Origin of the sequence: Thioalkalivibrio halophilus (genome assembly GCF_001995255.1) — a bacterium.
Classification (GTDB): domain Bacteria; phylum Pseudomonadota; class Gammaproteobacteria; order Ectothiorhodospirales; family Ectothiorhodospiraceae; genus Thioalkalivibrio; species Thioalkalivibrio halophilus.
This window is the reverse complement of the sequence record NZ_MUZR01000008.1, coordinates 116,853-137,556: the sequence shown is the minus strand read 5'-3', so window position 1 is coordinate 137,556 and position 20,704 is coordinate 116,853. Positions and strand designations below refer to the sequence as shown.

21 protein-coding genes are annotated in these 20,704 nt (G+C 66.6%); 6 read left to right on the top strand and 15 right to left on the bottom strand.

Annotated elements, in window-relative coordinates; genetic code table 11:
* The first annotated feature begins 29 nt into the window (after positions 1–29).
* Positions 30–782, top strand: coding sequence for an S-methyl-5'-thioinosine phosphorylase (locus B1A74_RS03720; RefSeq protein WP_024328798.1), 753 nt, complete (start codon positions 30–32; stop codon positions 780–782).
* Positions 783–902: 120 nt separating this feature from the next.
* On the opposite strand, the gene B1A74_RS03715 is transcribed toward B1A74_RS03720, so the two are convergent.
* A complete protein-coding gene (locus tag B1A74_RS03715) occupies positions 903–2,261 on the bottom strand; it encodes an adenosylmethionine--8-amino-7-oxononanoate transaminase (RefSeq protein ID WP_077243797.1) in 1,359 nt (452 codons plus the stop codon).
* Positions 2,262–2,264: 3 nt separating this feature from the next.
* A complete protein-coding gene (locus tag B1A74_RS03710; RefSeq protein ID WP_077243796.1) occupies positions 2,265–3,635 on the bottom strand; it encodes a KamA family radical SAM protein in 1,371 nt (456 codons plus the stop codon).
* 266 nt (positions 3,636–3,901) lie between these two features.
* Between B1A74_RS03710 and B1A74_RS03705 the strand changes: the two genes are divergently transcribed.
* A complete protein-coding gene (locus B1A74_RS03705; protein WP_018946012.1) occupies positions 3,902–5,032 on the top strand; it encodes an aminotransferase class V-fold PLP-dependent enzyme in 1,131 nt (376 codons plus the stop codon).
* A gap of 6 nt (positions 5,033–5,038) precedes the next feature.
* Here B1A74_RS03705 and B1A74_RS03700 read toward each other — a convergent pair whose 3' ends face one another.
* From B1A74_RS03700 to fabD, 10 genes are all read right to left on the bottom strand, one after another.
* Entirely contained in the window at positions 5,039–5,377 is a 339-nt protein-coding gene (locus B1A74_RS03700) for a PilZ domain-containing protein (protein WP_024328801.1), read from the bottom strand.
* A 40-nt stretch (positions 5,378–5,417) separates the two neighbouring features.
* Complete coding sequence (locus B1A74_RS03695; RefSeq protein WP_077243795.1) at positions 5,418–6,443, bottom strand: DNA polymerase III subunit delta'; 1,026 nt, start codon at positions 6,441–6,443, stop codon at positions 5,418–5,420.
* Positions 6,440–7,075 (bottom strand): dTMP kinase, encoded by a 636-nt coding sequence (gene tmk, locus B1A74_RS03690; protein ID WP_077243794.1) that lies wholly within the window; start codon positions 7,073–7,075, stop codon positions 6,440–6,442. Before tmk ends, B1A74_RS03695 begins: the two co-directional genes overlap by 4 nt.
* A complete protein-coding gene (gene mltG, locus B1A74_RS03685; RefSeq protein WP_077243793.1) occupies positions 7,075–8,118 on the bottom strand; it encodes an endolytic transglycosylase MltG in 1,044 nt (347 codons plus the stop codon). The genes tmk and mltG overlap by 1 nt, the downstream gene beginning before the upstream one ends.
* A complete protein-coding gene (locus tag B1A74_RS03680; RefSeq protein WP_208855975.1) occupies positions 8,105–8,911 on the bottom strand; it encodes an aminotransferase class IV in 807 nt (268 codons plus the stop codon). The genes mltG and B1A74_RS03680 overlap by 14 nt, the downstream gene beginning before the upstream one ends.
* Positions 8,908–10,263: an aminodeoxychorismate synthase component I gene (locus tag B1A74_RS03675; RefSeq protein ID WP_077243791.1), complete on the bottom strand. Its 1,356-nt coding sequence runs from the start codon at positions 10,261–10,263 to the stop codon at positions 8,908–8,910. The genes B1A74_RS03680 and B1A74_RS03675 overlap by 4 nt, the downstream gene beginning before the upstream one ends.
* Positions 10,264–10,281: 18 nt before the next feature.
* Positions 10,282–11,502 (bottom strand): beta-ketoacyl-ACP synthase II, encoded by a 1,221-nt coding sequence (fabF, locus tag B1A74_RS03670; protein WP_018946019.1) that lies wholly within the window; start codon positions 11,500–11,502, stop codon positions 10,282–10,284.
* A gap of 109 nt (positions 11,503–11,611) precedes the next feature.
* Positions 11,612–11,851, bottom strand: a complete 240-nt coding sequence (acpP, locus tag B1A74_RS03665; RefSeq protein WP_018869396.1) for an acyl carrier protein — start codon at positions 11,849–11,851, stop codon at positions 11,612–11,614.
* A gap of 127 nt (positions 11,852–11,978) precedes the next feature.
* Positions 11,979–12,716: a 3-oxoacyl-ACP reductase FabG gene (fabG, locus tag B1A74_RS03660; RefSeq protein ID WP_018946020.1), complete on the bottom strand. Its 738-nt coding sequence runs from the start codon at positions 12,714–12,716 to the stop codon at positions 11,979–11,981.
* 31 nt (positions 12,717–12,747) lie between these two features.
* A complete protein-coding gene (gene fabD, locus B1A74_RS03655; RefSeq protein ID WP_077243790.1) occupies positions 12,748–13,692 on the bottom strand; it encodes an ACP S-malonyltransferase in 945 nt (314 codons plus the stop codon).
* Positions 13,693–13,875: 183 nt separating this feature from the next.
* On the opposite strand from fabD, the gene infA reads away from it, so the two are divergent.
* A complete protein-coding gene (gene infA / locus B1A74_RS03650) occupies positions 13,876–14,094 on the top strand; it encodes a translation initiation factor IF-1 (protein ID WP_018946022.1) in 219 nt (72 codons plus the stop codon).
* A 105-nt stretch (positions 14,095–14,199) separates the two neighbouring features.
* Here infA and clpA read toward each other — a convergent pair whose 3' ends face one another.
* The 3 genes from clpA to icd form a co-directional block, all read right to left on the bottom strand.
* Positions 14,200–16,476 (bottom strand): ATP-dependent Clp protease ATP-binding subunit ClpA, encoded by a 2,277-nt coding sequence (gene clpA / locus B1A74_RS03645; protein ID WP_077243789.1) that lies wholly within the window; start codon positions 16,474–16,476, stop codon positions 14,200–14,202.
* Between the two features lie 5 nt (positions 16,477–16,481).
* The gene (gene clpS, locus B1A74_RS03640; RefSeq protein ID WP_018869392.1) at positions 16,482–16,808 is read right to left on the bottom strand and encodes an ATP-dependent Clp protease adapter ClpS; all 327 of its coding nucleotides are present in this window, start codon (positions 16,806–16,808) and stop codon (positions 16,482–16,484) included.
* A gap of 229 nt (positions 16,809–17,037) precedes the next feature.
* Complete coding sequence (gene icd, locus B1A74_RS03635; RefSeq protein WP_018946023.1) at positions 17,038–18,300, bottom strand: NADP-dependent isocitrate dehydrogenase; 1,263 nt, start codon at positions 18,298–18,300, stop codon at positions 17,038–17,040.
* Positions 18,301–18,400: 100 nt separating this feature from the next.
* Here icd and B1A74_RS03630 point away from each other — a divergent pair, with 100 nt between their 5' ends.
* The 3 genes from B1A74_RS03630 to hflD all read left to right on the top strand — a co-directional run bounded on the left by B1A74_RS03630 (position 18,401) and on the right by hflD (position 20,701).
* Positions 18,401–18,883 (top strand): NUDIX domain-containing protein, encoded by a 483-nt coding sequence (locus tag B1A74_RS03630; RefSeq protein ID WP_018869390.1) that lies wholly within the window; start codon positions 18,401–18,403, stop codon positions 18,881–18,883.
* 5 nt (positions 18,884–18,888) lie between these two features.
* Complete coding sequence (gene mnmA, locus B1A74_RS03625) at positions 18,889–20,010, top strand: tRNA 2-thiouridine(34) synthase MnmA (protein WP_077243788.1); 1,122 nt, start codon at positions 18,889–18,891, stop codon at positions 20,008–20,010.
* Positions 20,011–20,071: 61 nt separating this feature from the next.
* Positions 20,072–20,701, top strand: a complete 630-nt coding sequence (hflD, locus tag B1A74_RS03620) for a high frequency lysogenization protein HflD (protein ID WP_077243787.1) — start codon at positions 20,072–20,074, stop codon at positions 20,699–20,701.
* Positions 20,702–20,704: the final 3 nt, after the last annotated feature.

Here is a 20,704-nt window from a genome sequence, read left to right as displayed (position 1 = left end):
ACCCGACCAGCGAATCACGAGAGCGCGCGATGACCGCACCCCGACTGGCCATCATTGGCGGCACCGGACTGACCCGACTGAAGGACCTGGAGATCACCCACCGTCGGGTGATGCACACGCCGTATGGCGAACCCTCCGGCCCGCTGGTGTTCGGACACCTCAACGGCATTGAGACGGTGTTCCTGCCGCGGCACGGGGCGCGTCACACCATCCCGCCACATCAGGTGAACTATCGCGCCAATATCTGGGCCCTGCACAACACCGGGGTCGAGGCCGCCATCGCGGTGGCGGCGGTCGGCGGCATAACCGAATGCATGCAGCCGGGGCAGCTGGCAATCCCCGACCAGATCATCGACTACACCTGGTCGCGCGCGAACACCTATTTCGAAGGTGGCCACCTGGACGAGGTCACCCATGTAGACATGACCTGGCCGTACTGTCCCGAGGTTCGCGAAAAACTTCTGAACGCAGCCGGCGAGCTGGAACTGCCTGTCTGCGAGCAGGGGACCTACGGTGCTACCCAGGGACCGAGGCTCGAAACCGCGGCGGAGATCGACCGCATGGAACGAGACGGCTGTGACCTGGTGGGGATGACCGGCATGCCGGAAACGGCCCTGGCTCGGGAGCTGGGCCTCAGTTATGCCGCCTGTGCGGTGATTGCCAACCGTGCCGCCGGGCGCAGCAAGGGCGAGATCACCATGGACGAGATCGGGCGCAATCTGGAAACCGGGATGGAGCAGGTCAAACGTCTTCTTGCTCGCGTGATCGCGAGTCTCGACTGAAGGGGTGCACGCAGACGAGCGTGCTTCTCCGTCCATCTACACGATTTAACATAATATTCATTATGCGACATTACATGGACACAGGAAGGAATCGGTTTACGCTGATTACGCGCCGTGTCGTCAGTCGCGGGTGGCGATGTCGATGCCCTCGCCCATGACGTCCACGAGGAAGTCGATCTGCTCCTCGGTGATCACGTAGGGGGGCATGAGATAGGAGACATTGCCCAGCGGGCGCAGCAGCGCTCCCCGGGTCAGACCGTGCCGGTAGATGTCGAGCCCCCGCCGTTCCTGCCACGGATACGGGGTCCGGCTGGCCTTGTCCTGCACCAGCTCGACCGCGGCGATCATGCCGTGCTGGCGCACGTCGGCCACGTGCGGGTGATCATTGAGCGGCTCCAGGCGGCGCGCGATGTGCGCAGCCAGCTCGCGATTGCGCTCCAGCACCGGTTCGGACTCGAAGATGTCCAGCGTTGCCAGCGCGGCCCGGCACGCCAGAGGGTTCCCGGTGTAGGAATGCGAGTGCAGGAACATGTTGAGCTTTTCGTAATCGTCGTAGAACGCCTGATAGACCGTATCGGTGGTCAGCAGCGCCGCCATCGGCAGATAACCGCCGGTCAGGCCCTTCGACAGGCACAGGAAATCGGGCGTGATCGGCCCCTGCTCGCAGGCGAACAGGGTCCCGGTACGGCCGAAGCCCACCGCGATCTCGTCGGCGATCAGGTGCACGCCATGGCGGTCGCAAGCCTCGCGCAGCAGGCGCAGGTATTCCGGGTCGAACATGCGCATGTGACCGGCGCACTGCACCAGCGGCTCGACGATGACCGCGGCGACCTCGTGGGCGTGGCGTTCCAGCGCCTGTTCCATGTGCGCGAACTGGCGGCGCGCCACATCGGCGCAGTCCTCGCCCGGCTCGCGGTGAAAGCAGTCGGGCCCCGGGACATTGATCACGTCCAGCATCAGCGGCTCGTAGGTATGCCGGTACAGCGGCACGTCACTGACCGAGAGGGCCCCGATGGTCTCCCCGTGATAGGCGTTGGAGAGCCCGATGAAGCGAATCTTCTGCGGCTGGCCGACATTGCGCCAGTAGTGGAAGCTCATTTTGAGCGCCGCTTCCACGCCGGCCGAGCCGTTGTCGGCCAGGAACACCCGATCGAGGCCCGCCGGCGTTATGTCGATCAGGCGTTCGCTCAGCTCCACCACCGGTTCATGGGTGCAGCCGGCCAGGATGACGTGCTCCAGGCGGTCGACCTGGTCCTTTAGCGCGTCGTTGATGCGCGGATTGGCGTGGCCGAACAGGTTCACCCACCAGGAGCTGATGGCATCCAGATAACGGTTGCCGTCGAAATCGTACAGCCACACGCCCTCGCCCCGCTCGATCGGCAGCAGGGGAAGCGTGCCCTCCTCCCCGTAATCCTTCATCTGGGTACAGGGATGCCACAGGGCACGCAGGTCCCGCCGGCGTACGTCTTCGTTGCTCATGGATCAGACCCCGTGGCCGGCCTTCATCGCCTCGAATTCGTCCTCGAAGAAGAATTTCTCTTCACCGAAAGCCGGTTTCAGCTGATTCAGCCAGGTGGCGTTCTCGTCGTAGCGGGCAAAGAACGGACGCTGCACCCAGTCCGGGTTGCGACCCTGGATGAAGCGCAGCACGAAGACCTTCTCCCCGTGGATCTCGGTCACGCCCTGGATCTCCACCTTGCCCGGATCGGCGCTCATGGATGGCCCGCGCGCGGTGCGAGCCAGCCCCGAGACCTGCTGCATCGCCTCGCGGTAGATCTCCCATGCACGCGCCAGCGGCACCTCGAAGTAGCGCCGGGCGCCGGTGTCACGTTCCACGAACATATAGTACGGAATGATCCCGAGCCGCACCTGCTCGCGCCACAGATCGGCCCAGGCCTGCGCGTCGTCGTTGATGTGGCGCAGCAGCGGCCCCTGAGCACGGATCTCGGCGCCGGTGTCACGCACCCGGCGAATCGCCTCGCGGGCGATCGGCGTGCGCAGCTCGTTGGGATGGTTGTAATGCGCCATGAGCGCCACGTGCTTGCCGCCCTCGACCAGCTGTTCCAGCAGCCGCAGCAGGTCATCGGCATCACTTTCGGTCACGAAACGGTAGGGCCAGAAGGACAGCGCCTTGGTCCCGATCCGCACCGTCTGGACATGCTCCAGCCCGGGTTCCAGCAGAGCTTCGAGATAGCCGCGCAGGTTCCTGGTTTTCATGACCATCGGATCGCCACCGGTCATCAGAAGATCGGAGATCGCCGGGTGCTGGCGCAAGTACTGGTGCAGCAGATCGGCATCGGTGGAGGCGATGCGCAGTTCCTTGTCCCCCACGAACTGGGCCCAGCGGAAGCAGAAGGTGCAGTACGAATGGCAGGTCTGTCCCTGACTGGGGAAGAACAGCACCGTCTCGCGATACTTGTGCTGCAGGCCGTTCATGACCTCGCCGTCATCCTCGCTGGGCCGGTTCAGTTCCATCTGGCCGGCCGGATGCGGGTTCAGCTCATCCCGCAGCTCCTTCGCCAGGGCCGCGATCTCCTTGCGCTCGGCCCCGCGGCGATGCAGCGCAGCCATCCGCTCGTAGGCCTCCGGGGACAGCATCTCCCGCTGCGGGAAGGTGAGCTGGAACATCGGGTCGTCCGGGATATTGTCCCAGTCGATCAGCTCGTCGATCACGTACTCGTTGATCCGGAATGGCAGCACGCTGGCCACCACGCGCATGTCGAAACGCATGGATTCGGGCACGCGCTCGAGGGCTTCGATCCGATCCAGGTTGCGATCGTTGTAGACCTTGAAGTCACGTGGCTCGATCGAGCCCATCTCCGGGTCCCGGTAGAACTTGAGAACGGAATTCATCCGTGCCTCCTGTCGACGGTCGATGCGCCCGCTCCGGCCCCCGGGCCGTCGCGATCGTGGGAATTACGGTTACTTCGGGACCGAGGCGGTCACACGGCGGGCCTTCGGGGCGAGGGCTGCCGCCTCGGTGGTGAGCGGCGTCAGGGAAACAGCGACGCGTACGTTATCAAGCACCTCGCGGGCGGACAAGAGATTTCGCGTGACTCTCAGGTTACCACCCCTGCGGCAGTGTGGGTTACCCTCGCCGAACCTGAAAGGAGGGCGTCATGCACCCGGAATTCCCCCACAAGGACATCATCCACCTCAACCATGCCGCGGTCGGACCGTGGCCCCGGCGCACCGCCGAAGCGGTCGAGGCCTTCGCCCGCGAGAACCTGCATTACGGCTCGCGGGGTTATGGACGCTGGCTGGAAACCATCGCCGCCACACGGGAGCTGGCGCGGCAACTGATCGGTGCACCCGAGGCGGAAGACGTGGCCTTCGTGAAGAACACCTCGGAGGCGCTGTCCATGGTGGCCTTCGGTCTGCCCTGGCAACCGGGGCAGAACATCGTGATTCCCGAGGGGGAGTTTCCCTCCAACCGCGTGGTATGGCACGCCGCTGCCCAACGTTACGACCTGGAAGTCCGGGAGGTCGCCATCGGCGAGGAGCCCGAGCTGGATCTGCTGCGGGCCTGCGACCAAGCCACGGCCCTGGTGTCCGCGAGTGCGGTGCGCTATGACTCGGGCCTGCGCATGGACGTTCAGTTCCTCGGCAACGAGCTGCACGGGCGCGGCATCCTGTTCTGCGTGGATGCCATCCAGCATCTGGGCGCCCTGCCCTTTGACGCCCCGGGATGCCGTGCGGATTTTGTGATGGCCGACGCGCACAAGTGGATGCTGGCTCCGGAAGGCATCGGTCTGTTCTACGTCAATCCGGAGGTCCGTGATCGCCTGCAGCTGAACGAATACGGCTGGCACATGCTCGAGCACGCCGGCGACTTCGACAATCCCGCGCTGACGCCCTCGCCCGGCGCCCGGCGTTTCGAGCCCGGCAGCCCCAACATGCTGGGCATCCAGGCGCTCCATGGCAGTCTGTCGCTGTTGCTGGAAACCGGCATGGACCGGGTGGACGAAGAGATCCGGGAGCACTGGCTGCATCTCGAGGATCGCCTGCGCGGACTGGGCTGCGAGATCCTCAGTGCCCGCCACCGCCGCGCCGGCATCCTGACCTTCCGCCCCTCCGCGGGCCTGCTGGGGGATACCCCGCTGGAGACCGTCTACCACCGGCTGCAGGCGGACGGCATCCTGTGCGCCATGCGCGGCGGCGGGATCCGTTTCTCCCCGCATTTCTACCACGAGACCGCGGATCTGGACCGCGCGGTGGAGGGGCTGCGCGAGGCCCTGCCGGGCGGGTAAGGCCGTTCAGAAGGTGTGGGTTTTGCGATCCGAATTGAGCATGCCGCCCAGGTGATCCTCGATCCGGCGGCGGGTCTGCCCCTTGTCGGAGGTGTTGAACTGGACTCCGATACCGCGCAGGCGATTGCCCTGGGCCCGTGGCGGGGTGATCCAAACCACCGTACAGGGCGTTGGCAGGCGATCACCGTCCTCCAGCAACGACAGCAGCAGGAAGACCTGATCACCCAGCTTGTACGACTTGTCGGTGGGAATGAACAGCCCCCCGTTGCTCACAAAGGGCATGTACGCCGCATACAGCGCGGGTTTTTCCTTGATTGCCAAGGTCAGCATCCCTTGCCCGGCCATGAGCCCTCCCCAATTTCCACAGTGGTTTTTGCAGCGGCGCTCAGTATGCCCCGGAGCGCCCCCGCGATGCCAGCCGACTGGCCGTCGCCTGCGGCAGCATGGCCGCCGCCATGTCTTCCAGCCGCAGCTGCGGGTTCAGCTGCGCGCGCGCCTGACGCTGCCAGCGCCGCGATTCCTGGACCAGCGAGGCCAGTCCCCGCGCCCCGCGCTCACGGGCAAAGGCCTGCAGCCGATCCGGCGGGAACTGCGCGGCGAATCGATCCACCTCGCCGCTCACCAGCCAGCGCTGGGCCGACAACAGCAGGGCCTGCCAGCGCGGCAGCAGGGTCTCCAGGTTGCAGCGCGCCAGGTGCGTGACCGCCGAATGCAGCTCGCGTGTCTGCAACAGTTCCGCCAGAGCCTCACGTTCCTGTCGCCAGGCGGCGTGACGCTCGGGATCCGCCAGGAGTTCGGCCGCGACCACCGGGCGTCCGAGGCTGGCCGCCCAGGCCTCATCCACCGCCGAAGAATCCGGCGCGCCGGCGGCCAGCCAGTCACGTGCGGCCTCGAGATCCGGCGCCGGAAGATGCAGATCCTCGCACCGGCTGCGAATGGTGGCCGGCAGGGCCGAGGGTCGCGCGCTCTCGAGAACGATCAGCCCGCCCGCCGGGGGCTCTTCCAGGGTCTTGAGCAGCGCATTGGCCGCACTGGCGTTCATGGCGTCCGCCGGATGCAGCCAGAGCACTCGCCAGTCACCGGAGCCGCTGAGCGCCAGGAATTCACCGGCTTCGCGCACGGCATCCACCGGGATATCCTTGCCCGGCTCCGGCGGCATCACGTCGTGCAGCTCCGGATGCACGCCCCCGAGAAAACCGCGACACCCGCCACATTCCCCGCAGGCCGGCTGCGTGCCCGTGGCCCTTTCGCAGAACAGGCGCTGCAGCAGGGCCGAGACCAGCAGGCCCTTGCCCACGCCCTCGGCGCCGGTGACCAGCAGGCCACCGGGCAAATGCCCGGCCGCCGCGCGCAGCACCAGCGCCTGCCAGGGCTGCGCGAGCCACGGCGGCACCGCGCCCGGCTCGTTCACGTAGACGCCTCCAGCAAACCGCGGGAGCGCAGTCCATCGAGCATCCGCTGCCCCACGGTGGCGGCATCCGCCGAGGCATCCACCATCAGATAGCGCTGCGGTTCGGCATTGGCCCGGCGCCGGTAAGCCGCGCGGGCACGTTCGAAGAAATCCATCGCCTCGCGCTCGATGCGGTCCCGTCGTCCCCGCTGCACGGCCCGCTCCAGCCCGGTTGTCGGGTCGATGTCCAGCAGGATCACCAGATCCGGTCGCAGATCGCCCTGCACCCAGTCCTCCACTGCCGCAACCCGGGTGTCGCCCAACCCGCGTCCTCCGCCCTGATAGGCAAAGCTCGCATCGGTAAAACGGTCGCTCACCACCCACTGTCCCGCATCCAGGGCCGGACGGATCACTTCGGCGAGATGCTGCGCGCGCGCCGCGAACATCAGCAGCAGCTCCGCCTCCGGGATCATCTGCGGCAGGTCCGGATCCAGCAACAGGCCGCGGAGGCGTTCGCCCAGCCCGGTGCCCCCGGGTTCGCGGGTCGCGCATACTCGGTGGCCGGCCGCCTCCAGCGCCGCGACCAGGGTTTCCATCTGGGTGGTCTTGCCGGCCCCTTCTATGCCCTCGAGGGTCAAAAATCGCCCGGTCATCAACGTCCCCTTCGGCCGTAGCGGCTCGCGTCGCCATCCAGCTGATAGCGAATCACGGCCTCGCGATGTTCGCGATAGGTCTCGGAAAAATGGTGGCTGCCATCATTGCGCGAGACAAAAAAGAACTCCCGGGTGTCCGCCGGCCGCGCGGCCGCTTCGATGGCGGCCCGGCCCGGCAGTGCGATGGGCGTCGGCGGAAGCCCTGCCCGGGTATAGGTGTTGTACGGATGATCCCGCTCCAGCTCCGCGCCCGTCAGTCGTTGCACGCCGGTCTCCTGCACATACAGCAGCGTGGGATCGGTCTGCAGCCGCATCCCCTCGCGCAGGCGATTCACGAACACGGCGGCCACCCGGTCACGCTCGTCGCCGCGCCCGGTCTCGCGTTCCACGATCGAGGCCAGGATCAGCAACTCGTACGGCTCCTCCAGCGGCAGATCCTCGGAACGCCCCGCCCAGGCCGCATCCAGCGTGGCCCGCATCGCCTCGTGGGCCCGCCGCAGGACGTCCAGCGAGTCGGTCCCGGAGCCGAAGAAATACGTATCCGGCAGGAACCAGCCTTCGGGGTGCTCGATGTCGTCGAGGCCCAGGACATCCGGCAGATTGTGGACACCCACCGATTCCGCCGGCGGGTCCAGTTCATCATGCCGGCGCACCGCGGCGAGTGCCTGGCGCACGGTCCAGCCTTCCGGCAGTGTCAGACGGTGCCGCACCACGTCGCCACGTGCCATGGCCTGCACCAGGTCCGCCGGGGTCATCCCGGCATCCACCGCGTACTCGCCGGCCTGGAGCCGGCCCGCCACACCCTGTCGCCGGGCATACACCTCGACCACCCGCGCCGACTCCACCCAGCCGCGGCGTTCGAACTCCCGGCTGAGGCTGCGCAGACCGGTCCCCGGCTGCAGCTCGAAGCGCTGCGGCTCCTCCAGGGCCAGCGGGCGTTCCAGCTGGGCCCGATACCAGTCGGCCAGCCACAGCGCCCCGGCCGCAACCGCCAAGAGCGTCAGTACGCCCGCCAATGCCATGATCTTCCTAATCCGCTTCATGCAGTGCCCTCCTGAGCGCCTGCAAGGCAGCAGGCTCGGTCCTCGCCGCCCCGCCCCCGATCAACACGCCCGCGGCCAGCCCCAGCCGCGCGTTGCTCACATACAGTCCGTCGGCGGCCTGCAGACGCTCGTACGTCGGCCAGGCGACCTCGGTGCTGACACCAAATTCCTCGGCCTTCTCCAGCACCCAGGCACGTCGCGTGCCGGCGATTCCGGCCTCGTCAACCGGCGGTGTCACGAGGTGAGTCCCCTCGCGCAACCACAGGTTCCCCTGCGTGGCACAGGTAATCCGACCGGCGGCGTCCCGCAGGATCGCCTCATCCTCTCCCTCGCGCCAGTGCATGCGCGCCAGCACGTTATCCAGGCGTCCCAGGTGCTTGATCCCGCCGAGGGCCGGATTGACGCTGGCCGGTATCGTCGAAAACCCGATGCGCAGCGGCGTCGCCCCTGCCGGGTCCGGCCGCGACATCTCCGGCCCGGCACTGACCAGCCGGGTGACCGCTGGCTCCGCCGGAGGCGCATAGCCTCGCGGGCCGCGGCCCCGGGTCAGGGTAAGACGCACCAGCCGTTCGCCCGGCCCCGCCGCCGCCTCGATCTCCCCGCGCAGCCACTCCGGGTCCTGCGCGGGGAACCCCAGGCGCTGCAGCCCCAGCTCGAGGCGCGCCCGATGCCACGCCCACAGGCAGGCATGCCGCTGGCGTACCAGTACCGTCTCGAACAGCCCGTCGCCCAGCAGCAGGCCCCGATCGTCGGCCGTCACCTCCGATCCGGAGCCATCGTTCGCCCGACTCACCCCCCCCGCTCCACATCCGTACCCAGCGCATCCAGCAGACCGCGCGCCTTGTGCCGGGTCTCCTCGAGCTCCTGGTCGGGATCCGAATCGGCGACGATCCCGGCGCCGGCGCGAAACCGCAGTTCCCGGTCCCGCACCACCAGGGTACGGATCAGGATATTGGTATCCATGCGACCGTGATCACTGACATAACCACAGGATCCGGTGTAGGCCCCGCGCGGCACTCGGCCCTCCAGTTCCTGGATTACCTGCATGGAGCGGATCTTGGGGCATCCGGTGATGGTCCCGCCCGGGAAGGTCGAGCGCAGCAGTTCTTCCGCGCGCGTCCCCGGCCGCAGCCGTGCCGTGATGCTGGACACGATGTGGTGGACCCGGCGGTAGCTCTCAATGGTCATCAGCTCGGCGACCCGCACGCTGCCGGTACATGCCACGCGGCCCAGATCGTTGCGTTCCAGGTCCACCAGCATGATGTGCTCGGCGCGTTCCTTGAGGTTGACCTCCAGTTCGCCATAAAGCTCACGGTCGGCGTGCGCATCCGGGTCGCGCCGACGGGTGCCGGCGATCGGCCGGGTTTCGGCGACGCCTTCCTGAGCCGACACCAGGCGTTCCGGCGAGGAGCTGATCACCTCCGCTCCCGGCAGCCGCAACCAGGCCGCAAACGGCGCAGCGTTGGCACCCCGCAGGCGCCGATAGAGCTCGCCGGTATCCAGGGACCGGTCGGCACGAGCGTGCCATTCGCGTGACAGGTTGGCCTGGAAGGTATCCCCGGCGCGGATGTACTCCAGCGCCCCGCGCACCGCCGCGCGGTAATATTCGGGATCGTCCTCCTCGATCTGCAGCACCGGCAGGTCGCCGCCCCCCGGGCCCGCCGCCGCGTCCGTTGCCACCGCCGCCAGGTCGGCCTCCAGCTGCTCGCGCCGCGCGCGATCAGCCTCGGAATCCACCCACCAGGTGACTCCTTCGTGATGATCGCGGATCAGCGCGGCAGGAAACCGCGTCGCAACGGCCGTCGGCAACCATGGATCCGGTGCAAAGCGCCCCAGCGCGGGCTCCAGGTGCCAGGCGAATTCGTAGCCCACATACAGGAACCAGCCACCGAAGAACGGCAGATGGGCATGTTCGGGGGCTGGCATGCACGCGGTCGGCGGACACCCCAGATCGACATCGGCCGCCGCCAGCAATGCGTCACCATCGCCGGCATCCAGCGTGCGCCCGGGGAACGCAAACAGGATGGAAAAGCGCGCCGGCGCCTGCCCGATCAGGGCCGACTCCAGCAGATGCGGATAACGCTGGGGGAAACGCCCTGCGAGGACCGCCAGATCGATCCCCGAGGGCAGCCTTTCGACGGCCATGCCCGCGCGAGGCCGGCGTCAGATGGCGCGGAACACCAGGGTTCCGTTGGTGCCGCCGAATCCAAAGGAGTTGGACAGGGCCACGCGGGTGTTCATGTCACGGGCCTCGTTGGCGACATAATCCAGATCGCAGCCCTCACCCGGATTGTCCAGGTTGATGGTTGGCGGCGAGACCTGATCACGCAGGGCCAGCGCGGTAAACACAGCCTCGATCCCGCCCGCGGCACCCAGCAGGTGCCCGGTCATGGACTTGGTCGAATTGACCAGAAGGTTCTTCGCATGATCGCCGAAGGTCCGCTTGAGCCCCTCGGTCTCGGCCAGATCCCCGGCCGGGGTAGAGGTTCCGTGGGCGTTCACGTACCCCACTTCCTCCGGCTCAACGCCCGCGTCTTTCATGGCCCGGACCATGCACTTGGATGCCCCGCTGCCATCCTCGACCGGCTGGGTCATGTGATGGGCATCGGAATTCCAGGCGAAGCCGCCGATCTCGCAGTAGATGTTCGCGCCGCGGGCCTTCGCGTGTTCGTACTCCTCCAGGACCATCACCCCGGCCCCGTCACTGAGTACGAAACCGTCCCGGTCGGCGTCCCATGGCCGCGAGGCGCGGGCGGGATCGTCGTTGCGGGTCGACAGCGCGCGCGCCGCGGCAAAGCCGCCGATGCCCAGCGGCGTGGTGGCCATCTCGGCCCCGCCCGCAACCATCGCGTCGGCATCGCCATAGGCGATCATGCGCGCGGCGTCACCGATGTTGTGGGTGCCGGTGGCACAGGCGGAGACGATGGAGATGTTCGGCCCCTCCAGTCCCCGCATGATGGAGAGATTCCCCGCCACCATGTTGATGATGGCGCTGGGGACGAAGAACGGAGAGATCTTGCGGGCCCCGCCCTTCAGGTAGGCACCGTAGGAACGCTCGATGTAGGGCAGCCCCCCGATGCCGGAGCCAATCGCGACCCCGATCCGCTCCGGATCGGAACTGTCCGCGGACAGCCCGGCATCATCCAGGGCCTGGAGTCCCGCCGCCAGACCATAGATGACAAAGGTGTCCATCTTCTTCTGGTCCTTGACCGGGACATAGTCATTGGCATTGAAGTCCCGCACCGCGCCGGAAATCTTGACCGGCATGTCCGAGGCATCGAACACGTCGATGGGCGTGATCCCGCTCTTCCCGGCCTTGATGCTGGACCAGGCCTGGTCGATAGTGGATCCGACCGGGGACACGATGCCGAGGCCGGTGACCACAACACGTCGCTTAGCCAATGATTTTCTCCCTCGAAAGACGGCTGCACGCGGACGGCGAAGAGGGGGACGCGCCGTGTTGGCGCGCCCCTCGCCGCGACCATGGACCCGATCAGTCCTTGGCGTGCTCGTTGATGTAGTCGATCGCCTGCTGCACGGTGGTGATCTTTTCGGCCTGCTCGTCGGGGATTTCCGTTTCGAATTCCTCCTCGAGCGCCATCACGAGTTCGACGGTGTCAAGCGAATCCGCGCCCAGATCGTCGACGAAAGCGGCGGCGTTCGTGACATCCTCTTCCTTGACTCCCAGCTGCTCGACAACGATTTTCTTGACGCGTTCTTCAATGCTGCTCATGGTTGAAACATCCCCTTGGATATGAGGCGGGTCCGGTAAAGGTCCGCCATTCTATTGAAAAGCACCGCCGTGATCCACAACCCCGGCGGAGGACTCCGCGTAACGGGCCCGCGGCTCAGTGCATGAATCAGTGCATGAACATGCCGCCGTTGACGTGCAGGGTCTCGCCGGTAATGTAACCGGCCTCGTCGGACGCCAGAAAGCCCACCGCCGCCGCCACTTCCTCGGCGTCACCCAGACGGCCCAGCGGGATCTCGCCCAGCAGCCGTTCGCGCGTCGCCTCGTCCAGCTCGCGCGTCATGTCAGTGTCGATGAATCCGGGGGCCACCGTGTTGACCGTGATATTGCGGGCGCCCACCTCGCGCGCCAGGGAGCGGGCGAAGCCGGCCAGCCCGGCCTTGGCGGCGGCGTAGTTGGTCTGTCCCGCATTCCCGGCCGTCCCGACCACCGAGCCGATCAGCACAACCCGCCCGCGGCGGGCCTTCATCATGCCCTTGATGACCTTCTGCGTGAGTCGAGCGGCCGCGGTCAGATTGGTGTCGATCACCGCATCCCAGTCCTCGTCCTTCAGGCGCATAAAAAGGTTGTCGCGGGTGATGCCCGCGTTGTTCACCAGCACCTCGATGCCGCCCTCGGTCGCCTGAATGTCCTCCAGCGCGGTCCTGACCGATTCGGCATCGGTGACGTCCATGGCGACACCGCGGCCGCCCCAGGGGGCCAGGGCCTCCGAGATCCGGCCGGCGCCGGCGTCGCTGGTGGCGGTGCCCACCACCTGCATGCCCTGTTCCGCCAGACGGCGGGCGATGGCCGCGCCAATGCCGCGGCTCGCCCCGGTCACGAGAGCGATTCGTTGGTTTTCCGACATCAACGGTTTCCTTGCTGTTGGGAAATGGGCGTCAGCCGGCGGTCAGCCGGTCACGGACGCTTTCCAGGGTGGCCCGATCGGCCACGTCCGGATGATCAATCGAACGGTCGATGCGTTTCGCCAGCCCGGTCAGCACCCGACCGGGGCCACATTCCACCTGCACCCCGGCGCCGGCATCGCGCAGCCCCTGAACGGTTTCGACCCAGCGGACCGGGCGGTAGAGCTGCTCCGCCAGTCGGGTCTTCAGGCTGTCCACGTCGCTCGCCGGTGCGGCGGTCGCGTTCTGCCACACGGGAATCTGCGGGGCACGGAATTCGGCGGTGTCCAGCGCCGCCTGCAGACGTTCGGCCGCCGGGCGCATCAACGCACAGTGGGAAGGGACCGACACCGGCAGCTTCAGCGCCCGTTTGGCGCCCGCATCGCGAGCCGCCGACACCGCGCGGTCCACGGCCCCGGCCGTGCCGGCGATCACCACCTGTCCCGGTGCATTGAAGTTCACTGCCTCCAGGGTGTCGCCCTCGGCCTGTGCCTCGCACAGGGCGATCACGTCGGCATCCTCCAGGCCAAGGATCGCGGCCATGCCCCCCTCGCCTGCGGGCACGGCCTCCTGCATGGCCCGGGCGCGCTCCGCGACCAGACTAACGGCATCCGGAAACCGCAGGGCCCCGGCCGCCACCAGGGCGCTGTATTCGCCCAGGCTGTGTCCGGCCACCGCCATGGGCTCCGGAACCCCCTGTTCACGCAGCATCCGCCAGCAGGCCACGCCAGCCGCCAGCATCACGGGCTGGGTCCAGCGGGTCTCGTCAAGCTGTTCCGCCGGTCCGTGCTGAACCAGGCTCCACAGGTCGGCGTCCAGGCAGTCCGAGGCTTCCTGAAAGGTATCGCGTACCACGGCGAATTCATCACCGACATCGGCGAGCATGCCCACCGACTGGGACCCCTGTCCCGGAAAAACCGCTGCCCAGGAAACTGTCATGGTTCGTGTCCGAAATTCACTGGATGAGAAAGCGGGCGTAGTTTAGGCGCTGATGCCGGCCCCGGCAAACCCCGAAACGCGACCGGTTTCGTGTCCATCGAACGAAAAACCGGGAGTTTCCCTTGAGTTCCATCCATGCATCCGCATAATGTCGCAACCCTGATTCATTACGCGAGGAACTGCATGGCGAAGGAAGACGAAATCGAGCTCGAAGGAACCGTCGTCGAGACGCTCCCCAACACCACCTTCCGGGTGGAGCTCGAGAACGGGCACACGGTCACCGCGCACATCTCCGGGAAGATGCGCAAGCACTATATCCGGATCCTGCGCGGCGACAAGGTCATCGTGCAGATGACGCCCTACGACCTGAGCAAGGGTCGCATCGTCTACCGCAACAAGTAAGCGCGCCACAGTCTCCCCGGCATGCAAAAGGCCGGCGCCCCCGAAGGGTGCCGGCCTTTTTCGTGAGGGACACCACAGGCTCGTGGTGTCCCGTTCGTGGTCGGATCAGGAAGAGACGGCGGGTTCGTGGATATCCAGCTCGAGACCGTCCTCGCCCAGGCGCACGGTCACTTCGCCACCCTGCGCCAGCTTGCCGAACAGGAGTTCGTCCGCCAGCGGCTTCTTGATGTGCTCCTGGATGGTCCGCCCCATCGGCCGCGCACCCATCTGCGCGTCGTAGCCGTGCTCGGCCAGCCAGGCGCGCGCCTCGGATTCCACCGTCAGGGTCACCTTCTTCTCGTCCAGCTGGGCCTGGAGCTGGGTGAGGAACTTGTCGACCACGTTCAGGATGGTCGCCTCGTCCAGCGGGCCGAACTGGATGGTGGCATCCAGACGGTTGCGGAATTCCGGGGTGAACGTCCGCTTGATGGCCTCCATCGCGTCGGTGGAGTGATCCTTGCGCGTGAAGCCCACCGACGGCCGCGAAGCCGCTTCGGCACCGGCGTTGGTGGTCATCACCAGGATCACGTTGCGGAAATCCACTTCCCGCCCGTTGGCGTCGGTCAGCGTGCCGTGGTCCATCACCTGCAGCAGCACGTTGAACACGTCCGGGTGCGCCTTTTCGATCTCGTCCAGCAACAGCACCGAATGCGGATGCTTGAGGATCGCGTCCGTAAGCAGGCCGCCCTCGTCGTAGCCGACATAACCCGGCGGGGCACCGATCAGGCGCGAGACCGTGTGGCGCTCCATGTATTCGGACATGTCGAAGCGTGCCAGATGGATGCCCATCTGCTGGGCCAGCTGACGCGTGACCTCGGTCTTGCCGACACCGGTCGGACCGGCGAACAGGAAGGAACCGATCGGCTTGTCCTGATCACCCAGGCCGGAACGCGACATCTTGATGGCCGTGCTCAGGGTGCCGATCGCCTCGTCCTGACCGAACACCGTCATCTTCAGGTTGCGTTCCAGGTTGCGCAGGGTCTCCTTGTCGGTGCTGGACACCGATTTCGGCGGGATGCGCGCGATCTTGGCCACGATGTTCTCGATGTCCTGCACGCCGATGGTCTTCTTGCGCTGGCTCACCGGCAGCAGCTGGCGACTGGCACCGGCCTCGTCGATCAGGTCGATCGCCTTGTCCGGCAGGAAGCGATCGGTGATGTAGCGGTCCGACAGCTCCGCCGCAGCCTGCAGCGCCGGCTTGGTAAAGCGCACGTTGTGGTGCGACTCGAAACGCGACTTGAGCCCTCGCAGGATCTGATAGGTTTCATCCACCGTGGGCTCGGGTACCTCGATCTTCTGGAAACGCCGCGCCAGTGCGCGGTCCTTTTCGAAGATCCCGCGATACTCCTGATAGGTGGTCGAACCGATGCACTTGAGCTCACCGGAGGCCAGCATCGGCTTGATCAGGTTCGAGGCATCCATTACCCCGCCGGACGCGGCACCGGCCCCGATGATGGTATGGATCTCGTCGATGAACAGGACCGCGGCGGGTTCCTTCTTGAGCTGGGCGAGCACCCCTTTCAGGCGTTTTTCGAAGTCGCCGCGATACTTGGTTCCGGCCACCAGCGCGCCCAGGTCCAGGGCATAGACCGTGGCTTCCTCGATCGCTTCCGGCACCTGGCCATCGACCACACGCCGCGCCAGCCCCTCGGCGATCGCGGTCTTGCCGACCCCGGCCTCGCCCACCAGCAGCGGGTTGTTCTTGCGCCGCCGGCAGAGGATCTGGATGGTGCGCTCGATCTCGTGGTCCCGCCCGATCAGCGGGTCGATCTCGTCATTGCGCGCCTTCTCGTTGAGGTTGGTCGCGTACAGCTGCAGCGCGTTGGTCTTTTCTTCGGTCACCGTCTCGCCCTGCTGCTCGGAGGATTCCTCCGCCTGCTCCTGGTGAATCTGGCCGAGCTCGTCCTCGCCGACCTTCGAGATACCGTGGGAAATGAAGTTGACCACGTCCAGACGCGAGATGTTCTGCTGGCCCAGCACGTACAGCGCCTGACTGTCCTGCTCGCCGAACAGCGCCACCAGGACGTTGGCCCCGGAGACCTCCTTGCGACCACTGGACTGCACGTGGAACACCGCGCGCTGCAGGACCCGCTGAAAACCGAGGGTCGGCTGGGTCTCGCGCGTGTCGTTCGGCGGGATCCGCGGGGTGTTTTCGTCGATGTAGGCCTCCAGTTCGTCGCGGATCCGGTCAAGATCCGCACCGCAGGCACGCAGTACGGTGGCTGCACTGGGGTTCTGGGCCAGGGCCATCAGCAAGTGCTCCACGGTCACGAACTCGTGGCGTTTCTCGCGGGCCTCCTTGAAGACCAGGTTCAGACTGAATTCGAGTTCCTTGTCGAGCATGGGGGTCAGGCCTCCTCCATCGAGCATAGCAGTGGGTGCTGATGGCTCCGGGCGTATTCATTCACCTGGGCCACCTTGGTCTCGGCGACATCTCGAGTGTAGATGCCGCACACGCCCTTGCCCCGGGTATGCACCTGCAGCATCACCCGGGTGGCCTTCTCGCGATCCATGCCGAAGAAGGTCTCCAGGACCTCCACCACGAATTCCATCGGCGTGTAGTCGTCGTTGTTCAACACGACCTTGTACTGCCGTGGCGGCTTGAGTTCCGGCCTCGATTCATCGACCGCAACGGAATCGTCGTGATCGGGTTGGCGGGGCTTATCGTCACTCATCTTTCGGTCCAGCTCGCACTCGTGGCGCCCTCGGGCACCGCGTGTTCATTTCTGTAGAGTCCTGACATCATCGAACGGTTCCCGGCGCTTGCCAAGTGTCCGCATGGCGCGGGAGGCCAGCCCGCCTGTGGTGGGAGCGCAGCCCTCTGCGCGATCAGGCATGGCCGATCGGCCAGGGGGCTGGCCTCCCACAGGCTGTATCTCCACTGGCTGCCTGCGCCCGGGTCGTTCAGCCGTCCATGTGGCGGATCATCGCCTCGCCGAAGGCGGAGCAGGCGATCGGTTCCACTCCGTCCATCAGCCGCGCAAAGTCATACGTCACCTCGCCGGCGGCGATCGCGCCCTCCATGCCGCGCACCACGAGATCCGCCGCCTCGGTCCAGCCCAGGTGGCGCAGCATCATCTCGGCCGACAGCACCAGCGAGCCCGGATTGACCTTGTCCTGACCGGCATACTTGGGCGCGGTACCGTGCGTGGCCTCGAACATCGCGGTGGTGTCGGAGATGTTGGCCCCGGGCGCGATGCCGATCCCGCCGACCTGGGCGGCCAGGGCGTCGGAGATATAGTCCCCGTTCAGGTTCAGGGTGGCGATCACCGAGTAGTCCTCCGGGCGCAGCAGGATCTGCTGCAGGAAGGCATCCGCGATGACGTCCTTGATCACGATCTCGCGACCGGTCTTCGGGTTCCTGAACACCTGCCACGGGCCACCGTCGAGGTCCTCGGCACCGAATTCCTCGCGCGCCAGCTCGTAGCCCCAGGCCTTGAAGGAGCCCTCCGTGAATTTCATGATGTTGCCCTTGTGCACCAGGGTCACCGACGGGCGGTCATTGTCGATCGCGTACTGTATGGCCTTGCGCACGAGGCGCTTCGTACCCTCGCTGGAGACCGGCTTCACGCCGATCCCCGCGGTATCCGGGAAGCGGATCTCGCGCACGCCCATCTCGTCCTGCAGGAAGTCGATGAGCTTTTTCGCCTCGGGCGTGCCGGACTCGAACTCGATGCCGGCGTAAATATCCTCCGAGTTCTCGCGGAAGATCACCATGTCGGTTTTTTCCGGTTCTTTCAGCGGGCTGGGCGTACCCTGGTAGTAGCGCACCGGACGCAGGCAGACATACAGATCCAGCTTCTGCCGCAGCGCCACGTTCAGCGAACGGAAGCCGCCGCCCACCGGGGTGGTCAGCGGGCCCTTGATCGACACCTTGTATTCGCGCACTGCATCCAGCGTCTCATCGGGGAGGCCGGAGTCATCGTCGTAGACCTGCGTGGCCTTCTCGCCGGCATAGACTTCCATCCACTCGATCGCCTTCTGGCCGCCATAGGCCTTCTCCACCGCCGCATCCGTGACCCGGCGCATCACCGGGGTGATGTCCGCGCCGATGCCGTCCCCCTCGATATAGGGGATCACCGGACGATCCGGCACCACCAGGCCGCCGTCCTTGCCCACCTCGATGGGTTGGCCTTTCTCCGGGATGCGAATGTGCTGGTACGCCATGAAGACTCCTTTTGCAGCGCCGTGTCATTGGGATTTGGATGCCGGCGATTATACATGGCCTCCGTGGCCTTCGCCGCCGGGCGGCGGGTATCATTGCGCCATGAATGAACGCCTGCGCTGCCATATCACCGTCGCTGCGGTCATCGAGGATCGAGGCCGCTTCCTGTTTGTCGAGGAAGAGGATGCGGGCCTGCGCGTTCTCAATCAGCCCGCGGGCCACCTGGACCCGGACGAGGACCTGATCGCCGCAGTGCGGCGCGAGGTCCGCGAAGAGACGGCCCTCGAATTCGCCCCGCAGCACTCGCTGGGCTGCGACCTGCTGCGTCTGGCCGACGGCGCGGTCATCCTGCGCGTGGCCTTCACCGGCACGGTGTCGACACCGGCGCAGCCGATCCGCCGCGACCCCGCAATCCTTGCCACCCACTGGCTGGATGCCGCCACCGCGCTGAACGGTCATCGCCTGCGCAGCCCGCTGGTGGCCCGCAGCCTGCGACGCTGGGAATCGGGTCTGCGCCTGCCGCTGGAATCTGCCGGCGAACTCGTCGACAACGTGCGGCCCGCCCCCGCACGCCCCGAGGAATGAGCCGCATGGCCACCAGTGAACGCATCATCGTCGGGCTCTCCGGCGGCGTGGATTCGGCGGTCGCCGCCCTGCGCCTCCTGCAGACGGGACACCGCGTCGAAGGCCTGTTCATGAAGAACTGGGAAGACGATGACGCGGACGGCCACTGTGCCGCGGAAGACGACTACGCGATGGCCCGCGAGGTCGCGGCCACCCTCGAGATCCCGTTGCACAAGGCGAACTTCGCCGAGGATTACCGCCAGCGGGTCTTCGCCCACTTTCTCCACGAGTACCGCGCCGGCCGCACCCCCAACCCGGACATCCTGTGCAACCGCGAGATCAAGTTCCGCGCCTTTCTCGAGCAGGCCCAGGCACTGGGCGCCGACGCCATCGCCACCGGCCACTATGCCCGCGCCTGGCACGGCCCCGACCACAGCGAACTGCGACTCGCCGAGGACGCCAACAAGGATCAGACCTATTTCCTGCACGCCCTGGATCAGGCACAGCTGCGCCCGGCCCGTTTCCCGCTGGGGGACCTGCCCAAGGAACGGGTGCGCGAACTGGCATACGAGCACGGTCTGCCCAATCACGCGCGCAAGGATTCCACCGGCATCTGTTTCATCGGCGAACGCCCGTTCCGCGAATTCCTCGCCCGTTATCTCGAGGGCAGCGAGGGCGACATCTGCACCCCGGACGGTCGCGTGGTCGCCCGCCATCACGGCCTGATGTTCTACACCCTGGGGCAGCGTCAGGGACTGGGCATCGGCGGGGTCGAAGGCGCGGCCGATGCCCCCTGGTACGTGGTCGACAAGGACCTCGCGGGCAACCGACTGATCGTGGCGCAGAATTCGGCCCATCCGCTGCTGATGAGCCCGGAGCTGACGACCGAACCCGTGCACTGGATCCACCGCTTTCCGGCCGACGGGGAAACCCTGCAGGCGCGTCTGCGTCATCGCCAGCCGCTGCAGGACTGTCGAGTCTATCCGGAGGCGGACGGACGCGCGCGCGTGGTCTTCGAACAGCCGCAGCGTGCGGCCACGCCCGGCCAGTCCATCGTGTTCTATCGCGACGGCACCTGCCTGGGGGGCGGCGTGATCGCCACACGCCACACCCTGTCCGCGGACACCCCGGTTGCCGCCGGGGCATGAGTCCGGAGGGCGGTTTCCGGTATAGTGCCTCCCCTGATACCCAGACCCGGACGGACACGGCTTGGAGCGCAGCGACCACAACCGCACCCTGGCACTGGCGGCCATCTTTCAGGCCGCGAGCCTGGTCAAGGACCTGGCCTGGCGAGGCTCCTGCGACGAATACGAGCTGGAGGTCCTGATCGGAAGCCTGTTCGCCTTCGACTCGACCACGCCCGAGGAGATCTATCGCGGCGAAGTCAGCCTGCGTACCGGGCTGGAACGCGTGCGCACCCAGCTGGAAAGCGGTGGCAAGCCGCCGGACATGGAGATCACCCGCTACGCGGTGGGGCTGATCTTCCTCGAACGCAAGCTGCAGAAGCGCGGCGACATGATGCAGCAGCTGGCCGACGGCCTGCAGGGCGCCCAGCGGCAGGTGGACTACTTCACCCTGGCCCACGAGAGCGTGATCTCGCGGCTGGGCGAGATCTACAAGGAGACCATCTCCGAGCTCGGCCCGCGCATCATCGTCCAGGGCGAACAGAACAATCTCTCCAACCCGGATACCGCGGCCCGTATTCGCGCGCTGCTGCTGGCCGGCATTCGCGGCGCCGTGCTGTGGCGCCAGGCCGGCGGCTCGCGCTGGAAGCTCCTGTTCGGGCGCAAGCGCCTGATGAACGAGGCCGGCCACATTCTTCAACGTCTCAACACCTGACTT